The 15,575-nt window shown below is 59.5% G+C and carries 16 protein-coding genes; 8 read left to right on the forward strand and 8 right to left on the reverse strand.

Annotated features, from left to right (window positions below; all coding sequences use genetic code 11):
- Nucleotides 1–6: 6 nt before the first annotated feature.
- Nucleotides 7–705 carry a hypothetical protein gene (locus BN2476_RS44105; RefSeq protein WP_087740381.1) on the reverse strand — a complete coding sequence of 233 codons (699 nt, stop codon included), beginning with the start codon at nt 703–705 and terminating at the stop codon, nt 7–9.
- Nucleotides 706–1,364: 659 nt separating this feature from the next.
- Here BN2476_RS44105 and BN2476_RS44110 point away from each other — a divergent pair.
- The 8 genes from BN2476_RS44110 to BN2476_RS44145 all read left to right on the forward strand — a co-directional run bounded on the left by BN2476_RS44110 (nt 1,365) and on the right by BN2476_RS44145 (nt 9,387).
- Complete coding sequence (locus BN2476_RS44110) at nt 1,365–2,261, forward strand: LysR family transcriptional regulator (protein WP_087740382.1); 897 nt, start codon at nt 1,365–1,367, stop codon at nt 2,259–2,261.
- A gap of 771 nt (nt 2,262–3,032) precedes the next feature.
- A complete protein-coding gene (gene nifA / locus BN2476_RS44115) occupies nt 3,033–4,676 on the forward strand; it encodes a nif-specific transcriptional activator NifA (RefSeq protein WP_087740383.1) in 1,644 nt (547 codons plus the stop codon).
- A gap of 186 nt (nt 4,677–4,862) precedes the next feature.
- Entirely contained in the window at nt 4,863–6,356 is a 1,494-nt protein-coding gene (nifE, locus tag BN2476_RS44120) for a nitrogenase iron-molybdenum cofactor biosynthesis protein NifE (protein WP_087740384.1), read from the forward strand.
- A gap of 21 nt (nt 6,357–6,377) precedes the next feature.
- Nucleotides 6,378–7,739, forward strand: a complete 1,362-nt coding sequence (gene nifN, locus BN2476_RS44125) for a nitrogenase iron-molybdenum cofactor biosynthesis protein NifN (protein ID WP_087740394.1) — start codon at nt 6,378–6,380, stop codon at nt 7,737–7,739.
- Between the two features lie 51 nt (nt 7,740–7,790).
- A complete protein-coding gene (gene nifX, locus BN2476_RS44130) occupies nt 7,791–8,207 on the forward strand; it encodes a nitrogen fixation protein NifX (RefSeq protein WP_087740385.1) in 417 nt (138 codons plus the stop codon).
- Nucleotides 8,208–8,282: 75 nt separating this feature from the next.
- Nucleotides 8,283–8,480, forward strand: a complete 198-nt coding sequence (locus BN2476_RS44135) for a CCE_0567 family metalloprotein (RefSeq protein WP_438942955.1) — start codon at nt 8,283–8,285, stop codon at nt 8,478–8,480.
- Between the two features lie 18 nt (nt 8,481–8,498).
- Nucleotides 8,499–8,801, forward strand: coding sequence for a ferredoxin III, nif-specific (gene fdxB, locus BN2476_RS44140; RefSeq protein ID WP_087740387.1), 303 nt, complete (start codon nt 8,499–8,501; stop codon nt 8,799–8,801).
- 16 nt (nt 8,802–8,817) lie between these two features.
- Entirely contained in the window at nt 8,818–9,387 is a 570-nt protein-coding gene (locus BN2476_RS44145; RefSeq protein WP_087740395.1) for a nitrogen fixation protein NifQ, read from the forward strand.
- A 148-nt stretch (nt 9,388–9,535) separates the two neighbouring features.
- Here the strand turns inward: BN2476_RS44145 and BN2476_RS44150 are convergent, their stop codons facing one another.
- From BN2476_RS44150 to nifV, 7 genes are all read right to left on the reverse strand, one after another.
- Nucleotides 9,536–10,021 carry a hypothetical protein gene (locus BN2476_RS44150; protein WP_087740396.1) on the reverse strand — a complete coding sequence of 162 codons (486 nt, stop codon included), beginning with the start codon at nt 10,019–10,021 and terminating at the stop codon, nt 9,536–9,538.
- A gap of 73 nt (nt 10,022–10,094) precedes the next feature.
- Nucleotides 10,095–10,394, reverse strand: coding sequence for a ferredoxin family protein (locus BN2476_RS44155; protein WP_087740388.1), 300 nt, complete (start codon nt 10,392–10,394; stop codon nt 10,095–10,097).
- Nucleotides 10,391–11,701 (reverse strand): FAD-dependent monooxygenase, encoded by a 1,311-nt coding sequence (locus BN2476_RS44160; RefSeq protein WP_087740397.1) that lies wholly within the window; start codon nt 11,699–11,701, stop codon nt 10,391–10,393. Before BN2476_RS44160 ends, BN2476_RS44155 begins: the two co-directional genes overlap by 4 nt.
- Entirely contained in the window at nt 11,701–12,825 is a 1,125-nt protein-coding gene (locus BN2476_RS44165) for an electron transfer flavoprotein subunit alpha/FixB family protein (protein ID WP_087740389.1), read from the reverse strand. The genes BN2476_RS44160 and BN2476_RS44165 overlap by 1 nt, the downstream gene beginning before the upstream one ends.
- A complete protein-coding gene (locus tag BN2476_RS44170) occupies nt 12,822–13,670 on the reverse strand; it encodes an electron transfer flavoprotein subunit beta/FixA family protein (protein ID WP_087740390.1) in 849 nt (282 codons plus the stop codon). Before BN2476_RS44170 ends, BN2476_RS44165 begins: the two co-directional genes overlap by 4 nt.
- A 14-nt stretch (nt 13,671–13,684) precedes the next feature.
- Complete coding sequence (gene nifW / locus BN2476_RS44175; RefSeq protein WP_087740391.1) at nt 13,685–14,023, reverse strand: nitrogenase stabilizing/protective protein NifW; 339 nt, start codon at nt 14,021–14,023, stop codon at nt 13,685–13,687.
- Between the two features lie 41 nt (nt 14,024–14,064).
- The gene (gene nifV / locus BN2476_RS44180) at nt 14,065–15,201 is read right to left on the reverse strand and encodes a homocitrate synthase (RefSeq protein ID WP_087740392.1); all 1,137 of its coding nucleotides are present in this window, start codon (nt 15,199–15,201) and stop codon (nt 14,065–14,067) included.
- Nucleotides 15,202–15,575: the final 374 nt, after the last annotated feature.

The raw sequence follows: 15,575 nt of genomic DNA on the forward strand, positions 1-15,575 counted from the left end.
TGCTCCTTATACAGCAACGGGTTCGGGTTGGGGCACCGTTGCCACAAGTAATTCGTCGAAGTATTCGCGGATCAGTTCGACGAAGTGGCGCAAATAGGTCTCCGCTTTTTCGGTTCCGCCCCAGCCGTCGATTGCCCGCTGCAGGGCGGCCCACATCAGGTCATCATGATCGTGCGATTCGTCGTAGTGAATGTGGCCGAGCGAACCCTTCACATGATCGTGCCCGAACGCGCGCGCTGCCGCTTCAGTGATGACCTTGTTGTAGCGATCCGAATACCATTCGACAAACCAGTTCCACACCATCGTCGGTAGCGGCCCGTCGCGGCCGATGCTCAGGTAGAGGTAGCCAATCAGCTTGTCGGTGCTGTGAAAAGGCGCGATGCGGTCGACGTCGGCTGCAGAGAGGCCGAATTTCTCGATGTCACGCAAAAATAGCCCATCGTGCCCGTATTCTTCTGCGAGGTATCGCGCGAGAATCTGCGCGAGCATGTTGTCCTTGTAGCTGATTTTGTAAAGTGCGAACGCGTCGACTTCGTTGTTGAGCCGGATCCGCAACACGGTTTCGATGAGATGCCGGCGATAGTATTCACTGTCGATCCAATCGCCCCGGTGGAACGCCGCGGTTTCCGGAGAAGTGGCAAACATCTGCTTCATTGCCTGCTCAGCGACTTGCTCTAGATGAATTCGATCGTTGCTTGTTGACATGTAACCTCCAGGTAAAATAAAAAAACAAAAACGGGAAAACAGCGCAGTAGACCGCTCTTTATGCGCCGGCGGGACCAGCCAAAGACGCCGGCTGCTTTTTGAGGGAAGCAATATGTACCTCGGGACTTAAGAGGCTCTTTTTTCTTTGGAGTTCGATGCCGGGCCGCAGTCGTTGCACGGTGAGACGCAAGACTTTCAAATACTTCTCGATCATGTTTTGATCAGATTGGCCTTTGCGAGAGGATTCTCGTCGGGAATTCTGCGAACTATCTCGCCTCGAATCTTTGTTTTTGTCGACTGAAGCGAGTTGCCTAGGTCTTCCTGCTAGTAGCGCAGCCATACACGGAACTCCTTCTAAATTGGCGGCCGCATGATGGAAAGAGTGCTAACGCCTCGGAGCATAGCCGCAGCCAGGTTGTGCGAATCGTGCCGTACACCCTAATAACCGGCAGTGGTGCAGTCCCTAGCTGGACCCTGCGCATGGACGTGACGGCGGACATCGGCGCGATGGCGCGCGAGAACGAAATGAAGGTTCTCGACGTGTTTTACGTTCAAGTTCTCGCTCGCGCATGCTCTCCGCGCGAGTGACGGAAGGATACTAACCGCAGGCGTATGCGTGGTATAAGCTGATAATCTTTATGTCTGCATGAGGGAAATTGATGATTCGCGATCTCGACAGCACGCTGCTGCGTACGTTCGTGACGGTGGTCGAAGCCGGCAGCGTGAGCAATGCTGCAATGGCACTTCATCGCACCCAGGCTGCCGTCAGCATGGCTCTTCGTCGTCTTGAAGACGAAGTCGGCCAACGCCTGCTCGAACGTTCGCCGCGCGGCGTGAAGCCGACTTCGGCGGGCAGCGTGTTACTGCCGTATGCGCACAAGCTGCTCGAAATTGGGCTTGCCGCCCGCTCCGCACTCAATGCAGGCGACGTTTCAGGTACCGTCAGGATTGGCATTCTGGAAGACATCGCAATGAGTCACCTCCGCCATGCACTCCGGCAGTTCTCGGCATCGTTTCCCGATGTCTCATTGGAGATCGTCGTTGACGCCAGCCCTGTGTTATCGCAGCGGCTCGCAAGCAACACGCTCGATTTTGCGATTGGCGATCCTGCGCTGATTCACGCCGAGCCGCTCGTGACCTGGCGGCATCCGCTTCGCTGGGCCACCGCACGCACGCGAAACGCTGACCTGCGAGGCGGACCCCTGCCTATCGTCGCATTCGGCGGAGCATGTCGATGGCAGGAGAACTTCTTTGCGACATTGCTTGAAGCCGGCATCGCGTGGCGCGTCGCCTGCACGAGCACCAGTTTGTCTGCGATCCAGTCGGCCGTTGAGGCCGGGCTCGGTATTGCCGTACTACTCGATTGGCATGTGCGCCACGATACAATGCGCGCAATCGATCCGTGTTCTGCTGGGCTGCCCATGCCGCCAGTGGCGGAGTTCGGCCTGTTTAGTCCCGCGAATTCGAACGACAGCACGTCCGCTGCAACGGCCCTGCAGCGATTCCTCTTTCGCTCGTTGCAACTCGGTTCCACAGACGACGGCGCACTCAACTAAGGGCGTACCCGCATGCCGCTACGCGTTTCCATGTTATCGCGTCTTCCGGTGGGTTGCGTCGAACGGGTCGAGCTTTCGACGCACTAGAACTCGCGGTATATGCGCGAGACAAATGCGCTGAGCTGCCACCGCCCGGGGGCGGGGCAGCTCGCTGGATGCAACGGCGAGAATCCAACAAGCCGGTGAATGAACTTTGACTAATGTCATTGAAAAGTCTTGTCGAAGATGCAATCGCATTATCTTCTCTGATACAGGCGGTTCATGTTAATCGTGCAGTCGAACGGGAAACGACTGCTCAATTGGCTGATCCATGCGCTCAAGGTCGACTGTCTGCCACACACGGTGCTTGAGAAAATGGCCTTTTGCCGAAAAAAGTGAGCGATGTCGTCAATGCAGAGCGAGGCGCAGTTCTCAGACCATGGCGTCACCCGGGCTTGTCGCGTTCCCGAAAAACAAGGTCTGTCCTCTTTCTTTCGAACGTCGATGGGAATTAATCAGTATGGCTGATAAGTTATCCGACGCTGACGTGAATTTGTCGTAAAACCTGCGATATTTTCCGTTAGTATCCTAGGCGCGCATACAGGCATGTTGTTGTCTTTGTCGCACCTATTCGATATCGCAGTTGCGACTTTGTTCGTTTTGTCGGCGTTGTCGACACGCGCCTAGTTGTGGCGTGCAAATTTGCCATCGCCGACGCGAGCACAGTATCGCCATTGTGGTCGAGCCGCGTTTCCGGCGGCGCTTGGCGTGCTAGCGCCGGAGCTTAAATCCATGCAGCATTTTCATGTCAACGAGAGTCCTCGAGATTTCGATGTAGTGTACGAAGTAGTAAAGACGCTAGTCTCGTCCCGTGATGCCGAGCAGACGTTGGACAGATCGCTGCGTTATCTGTCATATGCGCTCGGATGGCGTTCTGCGTTCATCGCCGTCACGGAGCCGGACGGACATCTGGGCGGTCTGTGCAGCACTGGGTTGCCAGAGGGCTGGCGCGACCGTGCGCGCTTTCTGTCTGGGGAAGGGATCGTAGGACGGGTACACACGAGCGACGCGGCTGTGGTTGTGCCCGAGCTGCATGACGAACCGCTTTTCGCGGACGACATCGGAGCCGTCGGTGGATCCGACGGTGAACATGTCGCTCTGCTCGGGACTCCGATCCGGCACGAAGGGCGGCCGCTCGGCGTACTTGTGGCTTTCTGCGAGAATCCGGATGGCAAGCGCATTTTCGCCGATGACCTTCAGCTTATGAAAATTGTAGCTGCGCCGATGGCACAGGCGCTGCTGCTTCATCGCGGCGAGAAGCCCATGCGCGACTGCACAGAGCGAATCAGTCGGCCGCGTAAGACGACTATTCCTGTGCATCAGCTCGACAACACGGTCGGCGGGTCGGCGTCGATGCAGAAGGTATTTGCGCAGGTCCATCAAGTGGCGCCAGCGAGAACGACGGTGCTCTTGCGCGGCGAGAGCGGCACGGGAAAGGAATTAATCGCGCGTGCAATCTGTCGTCTGTCCCCGCGCAAGGAGCAACCATTCATCGCGGTGAACTGCGCGGCGCTCACTGAAACGCTGCTTGAAAGCGAGTTGTTCGGCCACGAGAAGGGCGCATTCACTGGGGCGCAATCTCAACGCAAGGGGCGCTTCGAGCTGGCGCACGGCGGGACACTTTTCCTCGACGAGATCGGCGATATCTCGCCAACCTTCCAGGCGAAGCTTTTGCGCGTTTTGCAAGAGCGGGAGTTCGAACGGGTAGGTGGCGCGATACCGGTAAAAGTGGACGTGAGGCTGATTGTTGCAACTAATCGCAATCTGGAACGAATGGTGAGGGACGGCGAGTTCCGCGCGGATCTGTATTACCGCATCAACGTCGTAAGCATTCTTTTGCCGCCGCTGCGCGAGCGTCGCGAGGACATTCCGGTGATGGCGCAGTATTTCCTTGATCGTTTCAACCGCGACAACGGTCGCTCATTGCGCTTCAGCGACGAAGCGTTGCGCGTGCTGTCGAGCTGTTACTGGCCCGGCAACGTGCGCGAGCTCGAGAACTGCGTTGAGCGCACCGCGACGATGACACACCATGACACGATAGATCGCCTTTCCTTCCTCTGTGAGATCGACCAGTGCCTGACGAAGGTATTGCATCACATCGAGCGGGAAGATGCCGTACGTCCCGGTCCCCCGTCGGAGTTTGCTGCGAGCGAAGCGCCGAACGCGATGGCAAGCGGCCACGCCGCCGATCTCAACGGCGGCCGGTTCGACTTCCCTGGCGGTGACGGCAAGCCGGAGGGCGAGCGTGAACGGCTCGTCTGGGCAATGGAGCGTTGTGGCTGGGTGCAGGCGAAAGCCGCGCGGCTCCTCGATATCACACCGCGGCAGATCGGTTACGCATTGCGCAAGCACGAGATCAAGGTACGTCGCTTCTGACAGACAAGTCCTGTGAGCGCACCTGCATCGCCGTGCAACGTCGCAATCCGTTCAGCTCTGTCGGGTTGATGCCAATGACGACAATCCCTGGTCCGGCATAGGGCCGCAATGGCGTTGCACGCGCCCTACAGCGATGGGTATGCAACTTGCCTGTCGTCGTGGACCTCAGATTGTCAGGAGTCGACGATGCTGTTTAAGGCGAGGACTGCCGAAGTTTTCGACGAACCAGGTTGCGCGAAGAACCGGGCCAAGAGCAAGAAAGAGCGCAAGCAAGGCTGCGCGAAGCAACTCTCGCCGGGAGCGGCGGCGGGCGGGTGCGCGTTCGACGGCGCGAAGATCGCACTGCAGCCGGTCGTTGACGTTGCTCACCTCGTTCACGGCCCGATCGCATGCGAGGGGAACTCCTGGGATAACAGGCATGCGGCATCTTCCGGATCGACGCTCTACCGTATGGGTTTCACGACTGACATCAATGAACTGGATGTAATCTATGGCGGCGAGAGGCGGCTCTTCAGTAGTGTGCGCGAGATCATAGAGAAGTACGATCCGCCCGCCGTGTTCGTCTATCAGACGTGCGTGACCGCGCTCATCGGCGACGACATAGAAGCGGTGTGCAAGCATGCGTCCGAAAAGTTCGGGAAGCCCGTCATACCGGTGAATGCCCCCGGTTTCGTGGGATCGAAGAGCTTGGGGAACAAACTCGGGGGCGAGGCGATTCTCGATTACGTGATCGGCACTCGTGAACCCGCGTACACGACGCCTTGGGACATCAACATCATCGGCGAATACAACCTCTCGGGTGAGTTGTGGCAGACGAAGCCACTCTTCGATGCGCTCGGTGTCCGTATCTTGTCCTGCATTTCCGGCGACGGCCGGTACACTGAGATAGCGAGTTCGCACCGCGCGAGGGTCAATATGGTGGTGTGCTCGAAGTCGATGATCAACATCGCGACAAAGATGCAGCAGCGCTACGGCATTCCGTACTTTGAGGGCTCATTCTACGGAATCGGCGACATGAGCGACGCGCTGCGCCGGGTCGCGAAGCTGCTAGTGCAGCAGGGCGCACCCGAGGACCTCCTCGCGCGTACCGAGCGCTTGATTGAGGCGGAAGAGGCGCGCGCATGGGCGCGCATTGAGCCGTACCGTGAGCGCCTCGATGGCAAGCGCGTGCTGCTGATCACGGGGGGGGTGAAGTCATGGTCGGTTGTGTCGGCGTTGCAGGAGGCGGGGCTCGAGATCGTCGGCACGAGTGTGAAGAAGAGCACGGAGGCCGACAAGGACAGGATCAAGGAGATCATGGGGGACGACGCGCGCATGGTCGAGAACATGACGGCGCGCGAGATGTACACGATGCTCTGCGACGCGAAAGCCGATATCATGCTGTCCGGTGGGCGCTCGCAGTTTGTCGCGCTGAAGGCGCGCATGCCGTGGCTGGACGTCAACCAGGAACGCCATCATCCATACGCCGGATATGAGGGCATCGTCGCGCTGGTGCACGAGATCGACCGGGCGATCCATAACCCGGTCTGGCGGCAGGTGCGTATTCCGGCGCCGTGGGACGACGACGGCCAGACGCTCGGTGCCGGCCGCGCGCAGTTCCCGGAGGACATGACGCCAGTGCTGCCGCTCGCGAGCGTGCAGGGTTGTGCGACAGGCGTTCGTCCGGGCGTCACAGCCTGAGCGCAGCGGGGAGTGGACATCATGGCTATAGTCGTTGAGTCAGAGAAAGCCTGCACGGTCAATCCGCTGAAAATGAGCCAACCGCTCGGCGCGAGCTATGCGGCCATGGGACTCGATGCGTGCATGCCGGTGATGCACGGCTCGCAGGGCTGCACGTCGTTCGGCCTCGTGCAGCTGGTGCGCCATTTCAGAGAGGCAATTCCGCTGCAGACCACAGCGATGAATGAAGTCACCACTATTCTCGGCGGATATGAAAATGTCGAGACAGCGCTGCTTAACATCCGTAACCGCGCGGCGCCAAAAATCATCGTGCTCTGCTCGACGGGACTCACCGAGACGAACGGGGAAGACATCGTGGGTCATCTTGCGATGGTGCGCAAACGCAAGCCCGAGCTGAACGACACCGAACTCGTCTACGTATCGACGCCGGATTATGTTGGCGCCTTCGAGAACGGCTACGGGCATGCTATTACCGCGATCGTGAAGGCGCTCGTCAAGCCGCTGCCTACTGTGCGCCAACAGGTCAATCTGCTACCCGGCAGTCATCTATCGCCGGGCGACATTGACGAACTGCGCGAGATTGTCGGTGCATTCGGGTTGGACCCGATCATACTGCCTGACGTTTCTCGCTCGCTCGACGGCCACGTTGCTCCTGTCTGGCGTGGCACCACGCTAGGCGGAACTACGCTCGATCAGATCCGGATGGCGGGTGCTTCGGCCTTCACAATCGGCGTTGGCGAGCAAACCCGCGAAGGTGCGCAGACGCTTGAGTCGATAGCTGGGATGCCGTTCGAAATTTTCGAGCGGCTCACGGGGCTGGAATCCAACGACCGGCTCTTACAGCGCCTCGCGCAACTGTCGGGGCGGGCTGTTCCGGCGAAGTATCGCCGGCAGCGCAGCCAACTGCTCGACGCCATGCTCGACGCCCACTTTTACACCGGCGGCATCAAGGTGGCCCTAGGCGCGGAACCGGACTTGCTGCTTGCAATCGGTTCGCTGCTGCAAGACATGGGCGCCGAACTGTCGGTCTGCGTCAGCACGACCACATCGGCATCGCACGCGCTACTACCGGCGAACAGGGTGGTGCTCGGTGACCTCGAAGACATGGAGCGAGCCGCGAGCAGTTGCGATCTGCTCATCACGCATTCGCACGGCAGGCAGATGGCCGCGCGCCTCGGCAAACCACTCATGCGCGTAGGCCTTCCCGTGTTCGACCGCATCGGTAACGCACATCGTTGCCAGATCGGCTATCGAGGCACGATGAACTTTATCTTCGAGATCGCAAATCTGCTGATCGCGCAGATTGCAAACCACCATCCAACCGACTGGGCGCTGCCGCAATCGTCGATCGCCGTCGCCGCAGCAGTCCCGGACATGAATTGAAGACTCCGGTCATTGCAGCCCGCACCCATGAACACACCAGGAACCCATCGCATGAGAATTGCATTTGCCACGCAGGATAAGGTGCATGTCGACGCGCACTTCGGCTGGGCGAAAAACATCGTCACGTACGATGTGACAGCCGACGACCATACGTTCGTCGAGGCTTTCGATTTTGGTGACAACCTGGAGGAGGACGCCGACGAGGACAAGCTCGAGCCGAAGCTCGAAGCGATACACGGCTGCGCGATCTTGTACGTCGCCGCTATCGGCGGTTCGGGTGCGGCGCGCGTCGTTGCACTGAAAGTCCATCCAGTCAAGGTGTCACAGCCAGAGCCGATCGAGGACATCCTGTTCAAGCTGAGGAAGGTCCTGAAGGGCACGCCGCCACCGTGGTTGCGCAAGGCGCTCGCGAAAAATGCTGGCAGATCTTACGATCCTGCAGAGGATGACGAGGTATCTCATCGCTAGGGCAATTGTCGACAAGATCGCCGCGCTTGCGGCCCAGCGAGGCCCGTGGTGCGGCGTCTGACAGGGGAGGACATGATGAATGACACGCAAGACCTGAAGGCGCGCCTGAAAAAACTCAATGCATTGGCCATGCAGGCCAAGATGGATCTGCATGACCTGTCGGAAGAACTGCCGACCAGTTGGGAGCAGATCCTGATCGTTGCGCAGCGCTGTCACGACGCGCACGCTGCGCTGATGGACGCGCGCAAGGCCGCAGCGGCGGTTTCTGGGTGAACCGCCCGGGAGCATGACATGAACCATACTTTCAGCGTGAAGCTACCAAGCGGCGAAATCTGGACACCGACCTTTGTCTCCACGCTCGACGGGCAGAAATGCATCGGCTGCGGGCGATGCTTTCGGGTGTGTTCTCGTGGTGTCTTGCAACTCGCTGGTGTAAGCGAGGACGGTGCTCTCATTCCGCTCGATGACGATGATGAAGACGAGTACCAAAAGAAAGTCATGACTATCGCTCACGCAGAGTTGTGCATCGGCTGCACGGCGTGCGCGAGGATCTGTCCGAAAAAGTGCTACAGGCACGCCGCGGCGCAGGTTTGAGCGCAAGAGGATGGCTATGGAATTCCACGCGACGCTGATGCGCCACGCGATAAACACTAACGATCCCACGGTCCTTGCGCTCGCTGGAGTGCTTTCAGCGGCGTTTGACGAGGCCGGCGTGCGCATACTGCCTATCCGCGGACTGGACGCCGACGAGACCCGCTGGCTGCTTGCGCGGTGGTTCCCCGGCGTGGACAGTGCATTATCGCTGCCACGCGGCGCATTGGCTATGACTTCGCGAGGCGGAACGCGTTACGACGAGGTCGAAGACCTCGTAACCTTGTTCAAGGCGCATGCTGATCCGTGCGCAGGTACAACCAGCGAAGTCCATTGCATTTCACATGCCTTGGCCAGCGCCTGTGTGCGGGACAAACACCTGTGGCAGGACTTGCGCCTTCCTTCGCGGCGTGAATTGTCGGCGCTGCTCGACTACTGGTTTCCACGGCTCGCTGAAAAAAACGTCCACGGCATGAAGTGGAAAAAATTCCTCCACAAGCAACTGTGCGAGCGAGAGGCGTTGTTTATCTGCAAGGCTCCGTACTGCGGCGATTGCGCCGATTTCGCCGATTGCTTCGGACCCGAATGAAGATTCCGGCTACCCCAAGTAGTGAGCATGCGCCCGCGCGGAAGGTGCGATGACTGTCAGGTCCGACACTGACACTCGAACGGCTGTCAGTAGCTCGCATGGAGTTTCGCGGCAGCCGGGCCGAGGATGTATTGCCAGTCTGTGGCAATTATCGCGACCCGGACTGTGCGAGCAAAGCTTCCACGACGTCGAAACCCACACAATCGATAGGATCCAGCTTGCGTAGCTTGGCGATCAGCTTCAGTGCAGCGGCGCGCTCGCCGCGCCGCACGCTGATGAACGCCAGCGCCTTTAGCGTGAAAAGCCAGAAGCGGCCAGGACCCGGAATGGTGAAGTTGGCGTCGCCCGGCTGTACCGCACACCAGTTGCTGTCGATCGACGCTTGCCGGGCGGCGACCGCCAAAGCCTTGGTCGCGACCTCCTGCGCCTCGCCAAGTTCACCACGATTCGCGTGGAACTTATACAGGAGATAGTAGGGGGGCAGGCAGCGCGGGTACGTCAGAACCGCAGTCCACAACGCGGCGGCGACATCCTCATCGTTGCCGCCGCGGGTTGTATCGATCAGCTGTAGCACGGCGGGAGGGACGTCGCCGCCGAAGAGGTCGGTCGATTCGGTACCGGTAATGAGGTTCATCAACTTGCTCCGATGGTGAGGCTCCCCCCCGCTTTTGCGAAGTCGGGAGCTGATTTGATAAAGATGTGTTTCTCTACCCGAACTTGAACAGGATGCCATGCCCGCCGCGTGGGTACGCCCACTCGAGGTTTTGGTGGTCCGTGCACAGAATGCGGCAACTGCCGCATTCCAGGCAGCCGTCGGTAATCAGCGTGACCGAGCCGTTGTTCTCCTTCCGATAACAGGACGCCGGGCACACGAACGTGCAGCTTTTGTCGGCACAGTCGTTGGTGCAGACGTCAACGTTTTTGATGTGGACGTGCGGCCGCCCTACGTCCACGCGGTAGCGGTTCTGAAACAGCTTTTCCTCGATGTTGACAGTGACCGTTTTCATCGGAAGGCCCTCCAGAATTTGTATGCGTCGCCGACGAGCCCGGTCAGTGATCGACTTTCGCGGAAACTTGCCATAACCTCCTGCTTCTTGGTCTTCTTGTCGACGCCATCCACGGTAATCATGGTGCGGGCCGCCTTGGCGACGAGATCAGGGTATGTCGTAAAGAACTGTGGACTGCGGTGCAGGATTTTCGGCATGTCGCGGTACTTGTATAAGTCCTTCATCACGAAGCTGTCGTCGAGCGCGTCCTTATAGGTCGCTAGTGCGTTAGCGCGGTAGCCACGGCCAACCAATTTTGCGGCGATGGCAGTTTCGGCGGCGAGGCGTCCTGTCGTCATGGCGAGGTTGCAACCTTCGCGATGCGCGGCGTTGACGAAGCCGCCGGAGTCACCGACGATCATCCAGCCATTGCCGTACACTTGCGGAATCGCATCGAAGCCCCCTTCGGGGATCAGGTGGGCGCAGTACTCCTTCATCTCGCCGCCGGCGATGAGCGGCGCGATCGATGGATGACGCTTCATTTTTTCGAGCAGCACATACGGGCTCACGCGGTTCGAGTTTTTTTTGAAGTCGCTCAGCATGCACCCGACGCCGATGGTCAGCGATTCTTTGTTCGTGTAGAGGAACCCCGTTCCTGCCATGCCTTCGGTGATCCGGCCAACCATCTCGATCACGACGCCTTCCTCATCGGCAACGTTAAAGCGCTGGCGAATGGTCTCCTCGGGGATGAAGAGAATCTCCTTCACAGCCAGCGCGACGTTGCTCGCCTCAATTTCGCCGTGAAAGCCCGCCTTGCGTGCGAGCGTTGAGTTGACCCCGTCCGCGAGAATCACAATGTCCGCATAGACCTCGCCCTGTTCCCGGTCGCATTGCACGCCGACCACCTGGTCTCCATCCATGATCAGGTGATTCACCGTGGTCTCGCAGATCAGCAATGCGCCGGCCTCGCGCACCTTTGACGAGAACCACTTGTCGAACTGGGCACGGATGATCGTGTAGCGGTTGTACGGTGGCTTGTTGTAGTCGTCGCTACGCACGTGCGTACCCACGAACGAAGTATCGTCGAGCATCCACATGCGCTGCTCGATGATGTGGCGCTCGAGTGGAGCGTGGTCACGGAAGTCCGGAATGATCTGTTCCAGTGCGTTCGCGTAGAGAATCGCGCCTTGAACGTTTTTGCTGCCCGGATATTCGCCGCGCTCGATCTGAAGCACCTTCAGTCCGCGCTTGGCCATCACGTAAGCCGCGGCGTTGCCGGACGGTCCGGCACCAACGACGATCGCATCGAATCGCGAGGTTTTTTTCATCATGCTCTCCTTGTACTCCTCATCTGCTGCAGCTCCAGATGGTCCTTGCACGCCTGCGTCAGCGCCGGCAGCAGTTGCAGTGCGTCCGCGACGATGCCATAGTGCGCGTAGTCGAAAATCGGTGCGTTCGGGTCGGTGTTGATCGCGACGATGACGTCAGAACTCTCCATACCGACGCGGTGCTGGATCGCGCCCGAGATGCCCGCCGCGATGTAGAGTTTCGGCCGCACGGTTTTGCCTGTCTGCCCGACCTGCCGGTCGGCTTCCACCCAGCCCGCCTGCACGCACGGACGGGTCGCGCCAACTTCGCCGCCGAGCACGCGTGCGAGATCGAACACGAGCCGGAAATTCTCCGGGTTTTTTAGTCCCTTGCCGCCGCTGACTATGACGTCGGCGTAGGGGAGGTTGATCTGGTTGCTTTTTGCATCGGCGATGAAGTCGAGCAATTTGGTCACAATGTCGGCCTCAACGATCCCAAGCGCCTCCTTCACGATCTCGCCGCCGCGGCCCGTCTGCGCCTGGGGCATCGCCATGACCCGCGGGCGCACCGTCGCCATCTGCGGGCGGTATGCGAGCGTCATGATCGTACAAAGCAGCGAGCCGCCGAAAGTCGGCCGCGTGGCCGCCAGCGCGCGCGAGGCCGGATCAATGTTCAACTCGGTGCAGTCGGCGGTGAGGCCGGTCGAGAGCGTCGTTGCCACAGAGCCGGCGAGATCTCGGCCCATTGAGGTTGCACCGAGCAGCAGGATTTCAGGGCGGTATTTGTTGACCAGATCGGTCAGCCCCTTTGTGAACGGCTCGTTGCGATAACCGAGCAACACCGGATCGTGAATCACGTATGCCTTGTCCGCGCCGAAACTGAACGCTTGGGTGGCAAACTGTTCAAGCGGCTCGTCGGTACCGCCGAGCGCCACCACGGCGACGTTGCTGGCGAGTTTGTCCGCGAGCTTGCGCGCCTCACCGAGCAGTTCCCATGACACGCTATGTACGTGACCGCGGTCGTGCTCAAGAAAGACCCAAACACCCTCGTAGGCTTTCAGGTGCTCGGGCAGCTCGAGGTTACGGCCGCCGGCCAGTCTGGCTGGCGCGGCCGGTTTCTTGTCCGAGGCATCGGGCGAGTTCATGAGTCCCTCTTCATCAGCACGTCCGCCTCCAGTGTCGGATGGCGAGTGAATATCTTCTGCACCAGTTTCAGCGACACGTCGCGCAGGCTAGACGCGCCGAGTTCGAGCATCTCAGCCTTTTCACCACGCGGCGTCGGGCCGAACACTTTGCTGACGACGGTAGGTGAGCCTTTCAGCCCGATTTTGTTCGCGTCCTCAATGCCGGCCTGCTCGCGGTTCCATTTACGCACTGGGAAGCCTGCCGCGTGGATCATTGTGGGCAGTGTTGCGAAGCGCAGTTCGTTCGTGTTCTCGAGCATTGTGACAAGACATGGCAATGCAGTTTTGAGTACCTGCACGCCGCCTTCGGCTCGGCGCTCGACGACGATCGTCCGCGCGTTGAAGTCGATCTCGACGATCTTGGACACATAAGTAAGTAACTGGACGCCGAGGCGCCTGGCGATGCCGGGGCCGACCTGGGCGGTGTCGCCGTCGATCGTCTGTTTGCCGGTGAAGACGATGTCCACCGCCTGTTCCTTTGCGATCTGCCTGACCGCGGTGGCGAGCGCATACGATGTCGCGAGCGTGTCGGCGCCAGCGAACGCACGATCGGTGACGAGCACGGCGTCGTCGGCGCCATAGCTGACGCATTTACGCAGCGCGTCCTCAGCCTGTGGCGGTCCCATGCAGAGCATCGTAACCGTGCCGCCGAAGCGATCCTTTATCCGCAACGCTTCTTCCAGCGAGAACAGGTCGTACGGGTTCACGATTGCCGGCACGCCTTGGCGCATGATGGTGTTGGTGACAGGATGAACCCGGATCTGCGCCGAGTCGGGGACCTGCTTGATGCAGACGACAATATGCATTGAGGCACTCCGGGTCAGGCGGCGCCACGGGCGAGCAACGACGCGCGCACCTTGTCAAGGGAGACGAGCCTCCGTCCGTCCGCTTCCTGGAAAACCTTGAATACCTTCTGCTCCGCAGGCGTGGACACAACAAAGTCGTTGTAGGCCTTCTGGAGCAGACTTCGGTAGACGTTGAGCACGGCCGTCGCGTTGTCACGCGGCAGTTGTTCCTGTTGCTCGATGTACTGGAAGAAGCGCTTGAGGATGTGCAGGCGGCTCACGTTCACCACCTTTTCATCGAATGTTATCTCGAAGAATCGCATGAAATCTTCGATCGAAGAAAGGTGATGCAGTTGTTCGATAGCTCTTTGCATGTCGTTGCTCCTATTGGACAAGTTTGGCGCGATAAGCACGCTCAAGACGTCTCCATTCGCGTGCCGCGGGCTTGGGCCAGGAATTGGTGCAGATCTCTTGCGCTGGGCGCCTGCTTGTACTGCGTGGCGAAAGAGCGGATGCGCGCAAGCAGCCGCGGGATGAGTCGCTCCCCCACCCTCACGCCCAAAGCGTCGTAGGCCTCACGCACGCTTTGAGATCCAGAGTGTTTCCCTAGTATCATCGACCGTTGCCGGCCGAGCTCAGCTGGGTCGAATCCCTCGTAGGTGGTGGGATGCTTGGCGACGCCGTCGGTGTGTATGCCCGACTCGTGAGTAAAGACACCTCGACCGACGATGCTCTTGTTGAATGAAACCGTACGGCCTGACGCCTGCTCGACCAACGAGGAAATGTCGAGCAGCGCTCTCGTGTCGACGCCGGTGTCCCGTCCCAGCAGGTGCCGCACGCCCATCACGATTTCTTCCAGCGCCGCATTGCCGGCACGCTCACCCAAGCCGTTGACGGTGGTGTTCGCATGCGTGGCGCCGGCCGCAAGAGCGGCGAGCGTGTTGGCTGTGGCAAGCCCGAGATCGTCGTGTGCATGAATTTCGACCTCGAGATCGACGGCATCGCGCAGCGCTGCAATGGCGTGGAAGGTCTTAAAGGGATCCAGCATACCGACGGTATCTGCAAAGCGCACACGCTGCGCCCCATATCGCTGCGCGCAGCGAGCGACTTCTATGAGGAACGAGGGGTCCGCGCGCGAGGCGTCCTCCATGCCGAGAGAAATCTTGGAGTGATTTTTCGCTGCTTCCTCGACGACGCGTGCGACTTGCGCCAGTACCCAACTGCGCGACTGCCGCAGCTTGTGCTGCAAATGAATGTCCGAAACGGGAATCGAGAGATGAACGATATCAGCATGGCAGCGCAAGGCCGCGGTGAGATCCCCGTCGGTAAGCCGCCCCCAAACCATCAGACGGGCGTCGAGCTTCAGGCCGACAATAGCCTCGATGCACGCGATTTCGTCTTCGCCCATCGCGGGAATTCCGATTTCGAGTTCGGCCACCCCCGCTCGCGACAGTGATGCGGCGATCGCGCATTTTTCCTCAAGGCGAAACGCGACACCGGCGGCCTGCTCGCCGTCGCGGAGTGTTGTGTCGTTGATGATCGGTTTGAGCATGTCAGCGGTCTCTAGAAATTGTCACCGATGGATCTGCAAAGCTCGTGCCAGACAGGCATCATCCTTGAAAGAGCGCTTTGCTGGGATGTCGGCCGGTTATATGTCGATTACGGGCGACGTTGTTCGTGTCGCCAATGTCCTTTTTCTGACAATGCCGCCGTGATGCATCGTTGCGGTCGATATAATAATTAGTTAAACGAAATTATTTGGTTAATGCAAGTAACGCAAAGATGATGTTTGTTGCAACAGCGACAGAATAGAGCGCGTTTGTCGGTTTTGAATGCCGGCGCAGCCCGACAAGACCGCGCCGGAGCCTCACCAGTCCCGCATATGAACGGGACCCCGAAGCGAATCCCGTTCGAGTGGCACGGATC

Source organism: Paraburkholderia piptadeniae (genome assembly GCF_900007165.1).
Classification (GTDB): domain Bacteria; phylum Pseudomonadota; class Gammaproteobacteria; order Burkholderiales; family Burkholderiaceae; genus Paraburkholderia; species Paraburkholderia piptadeniae.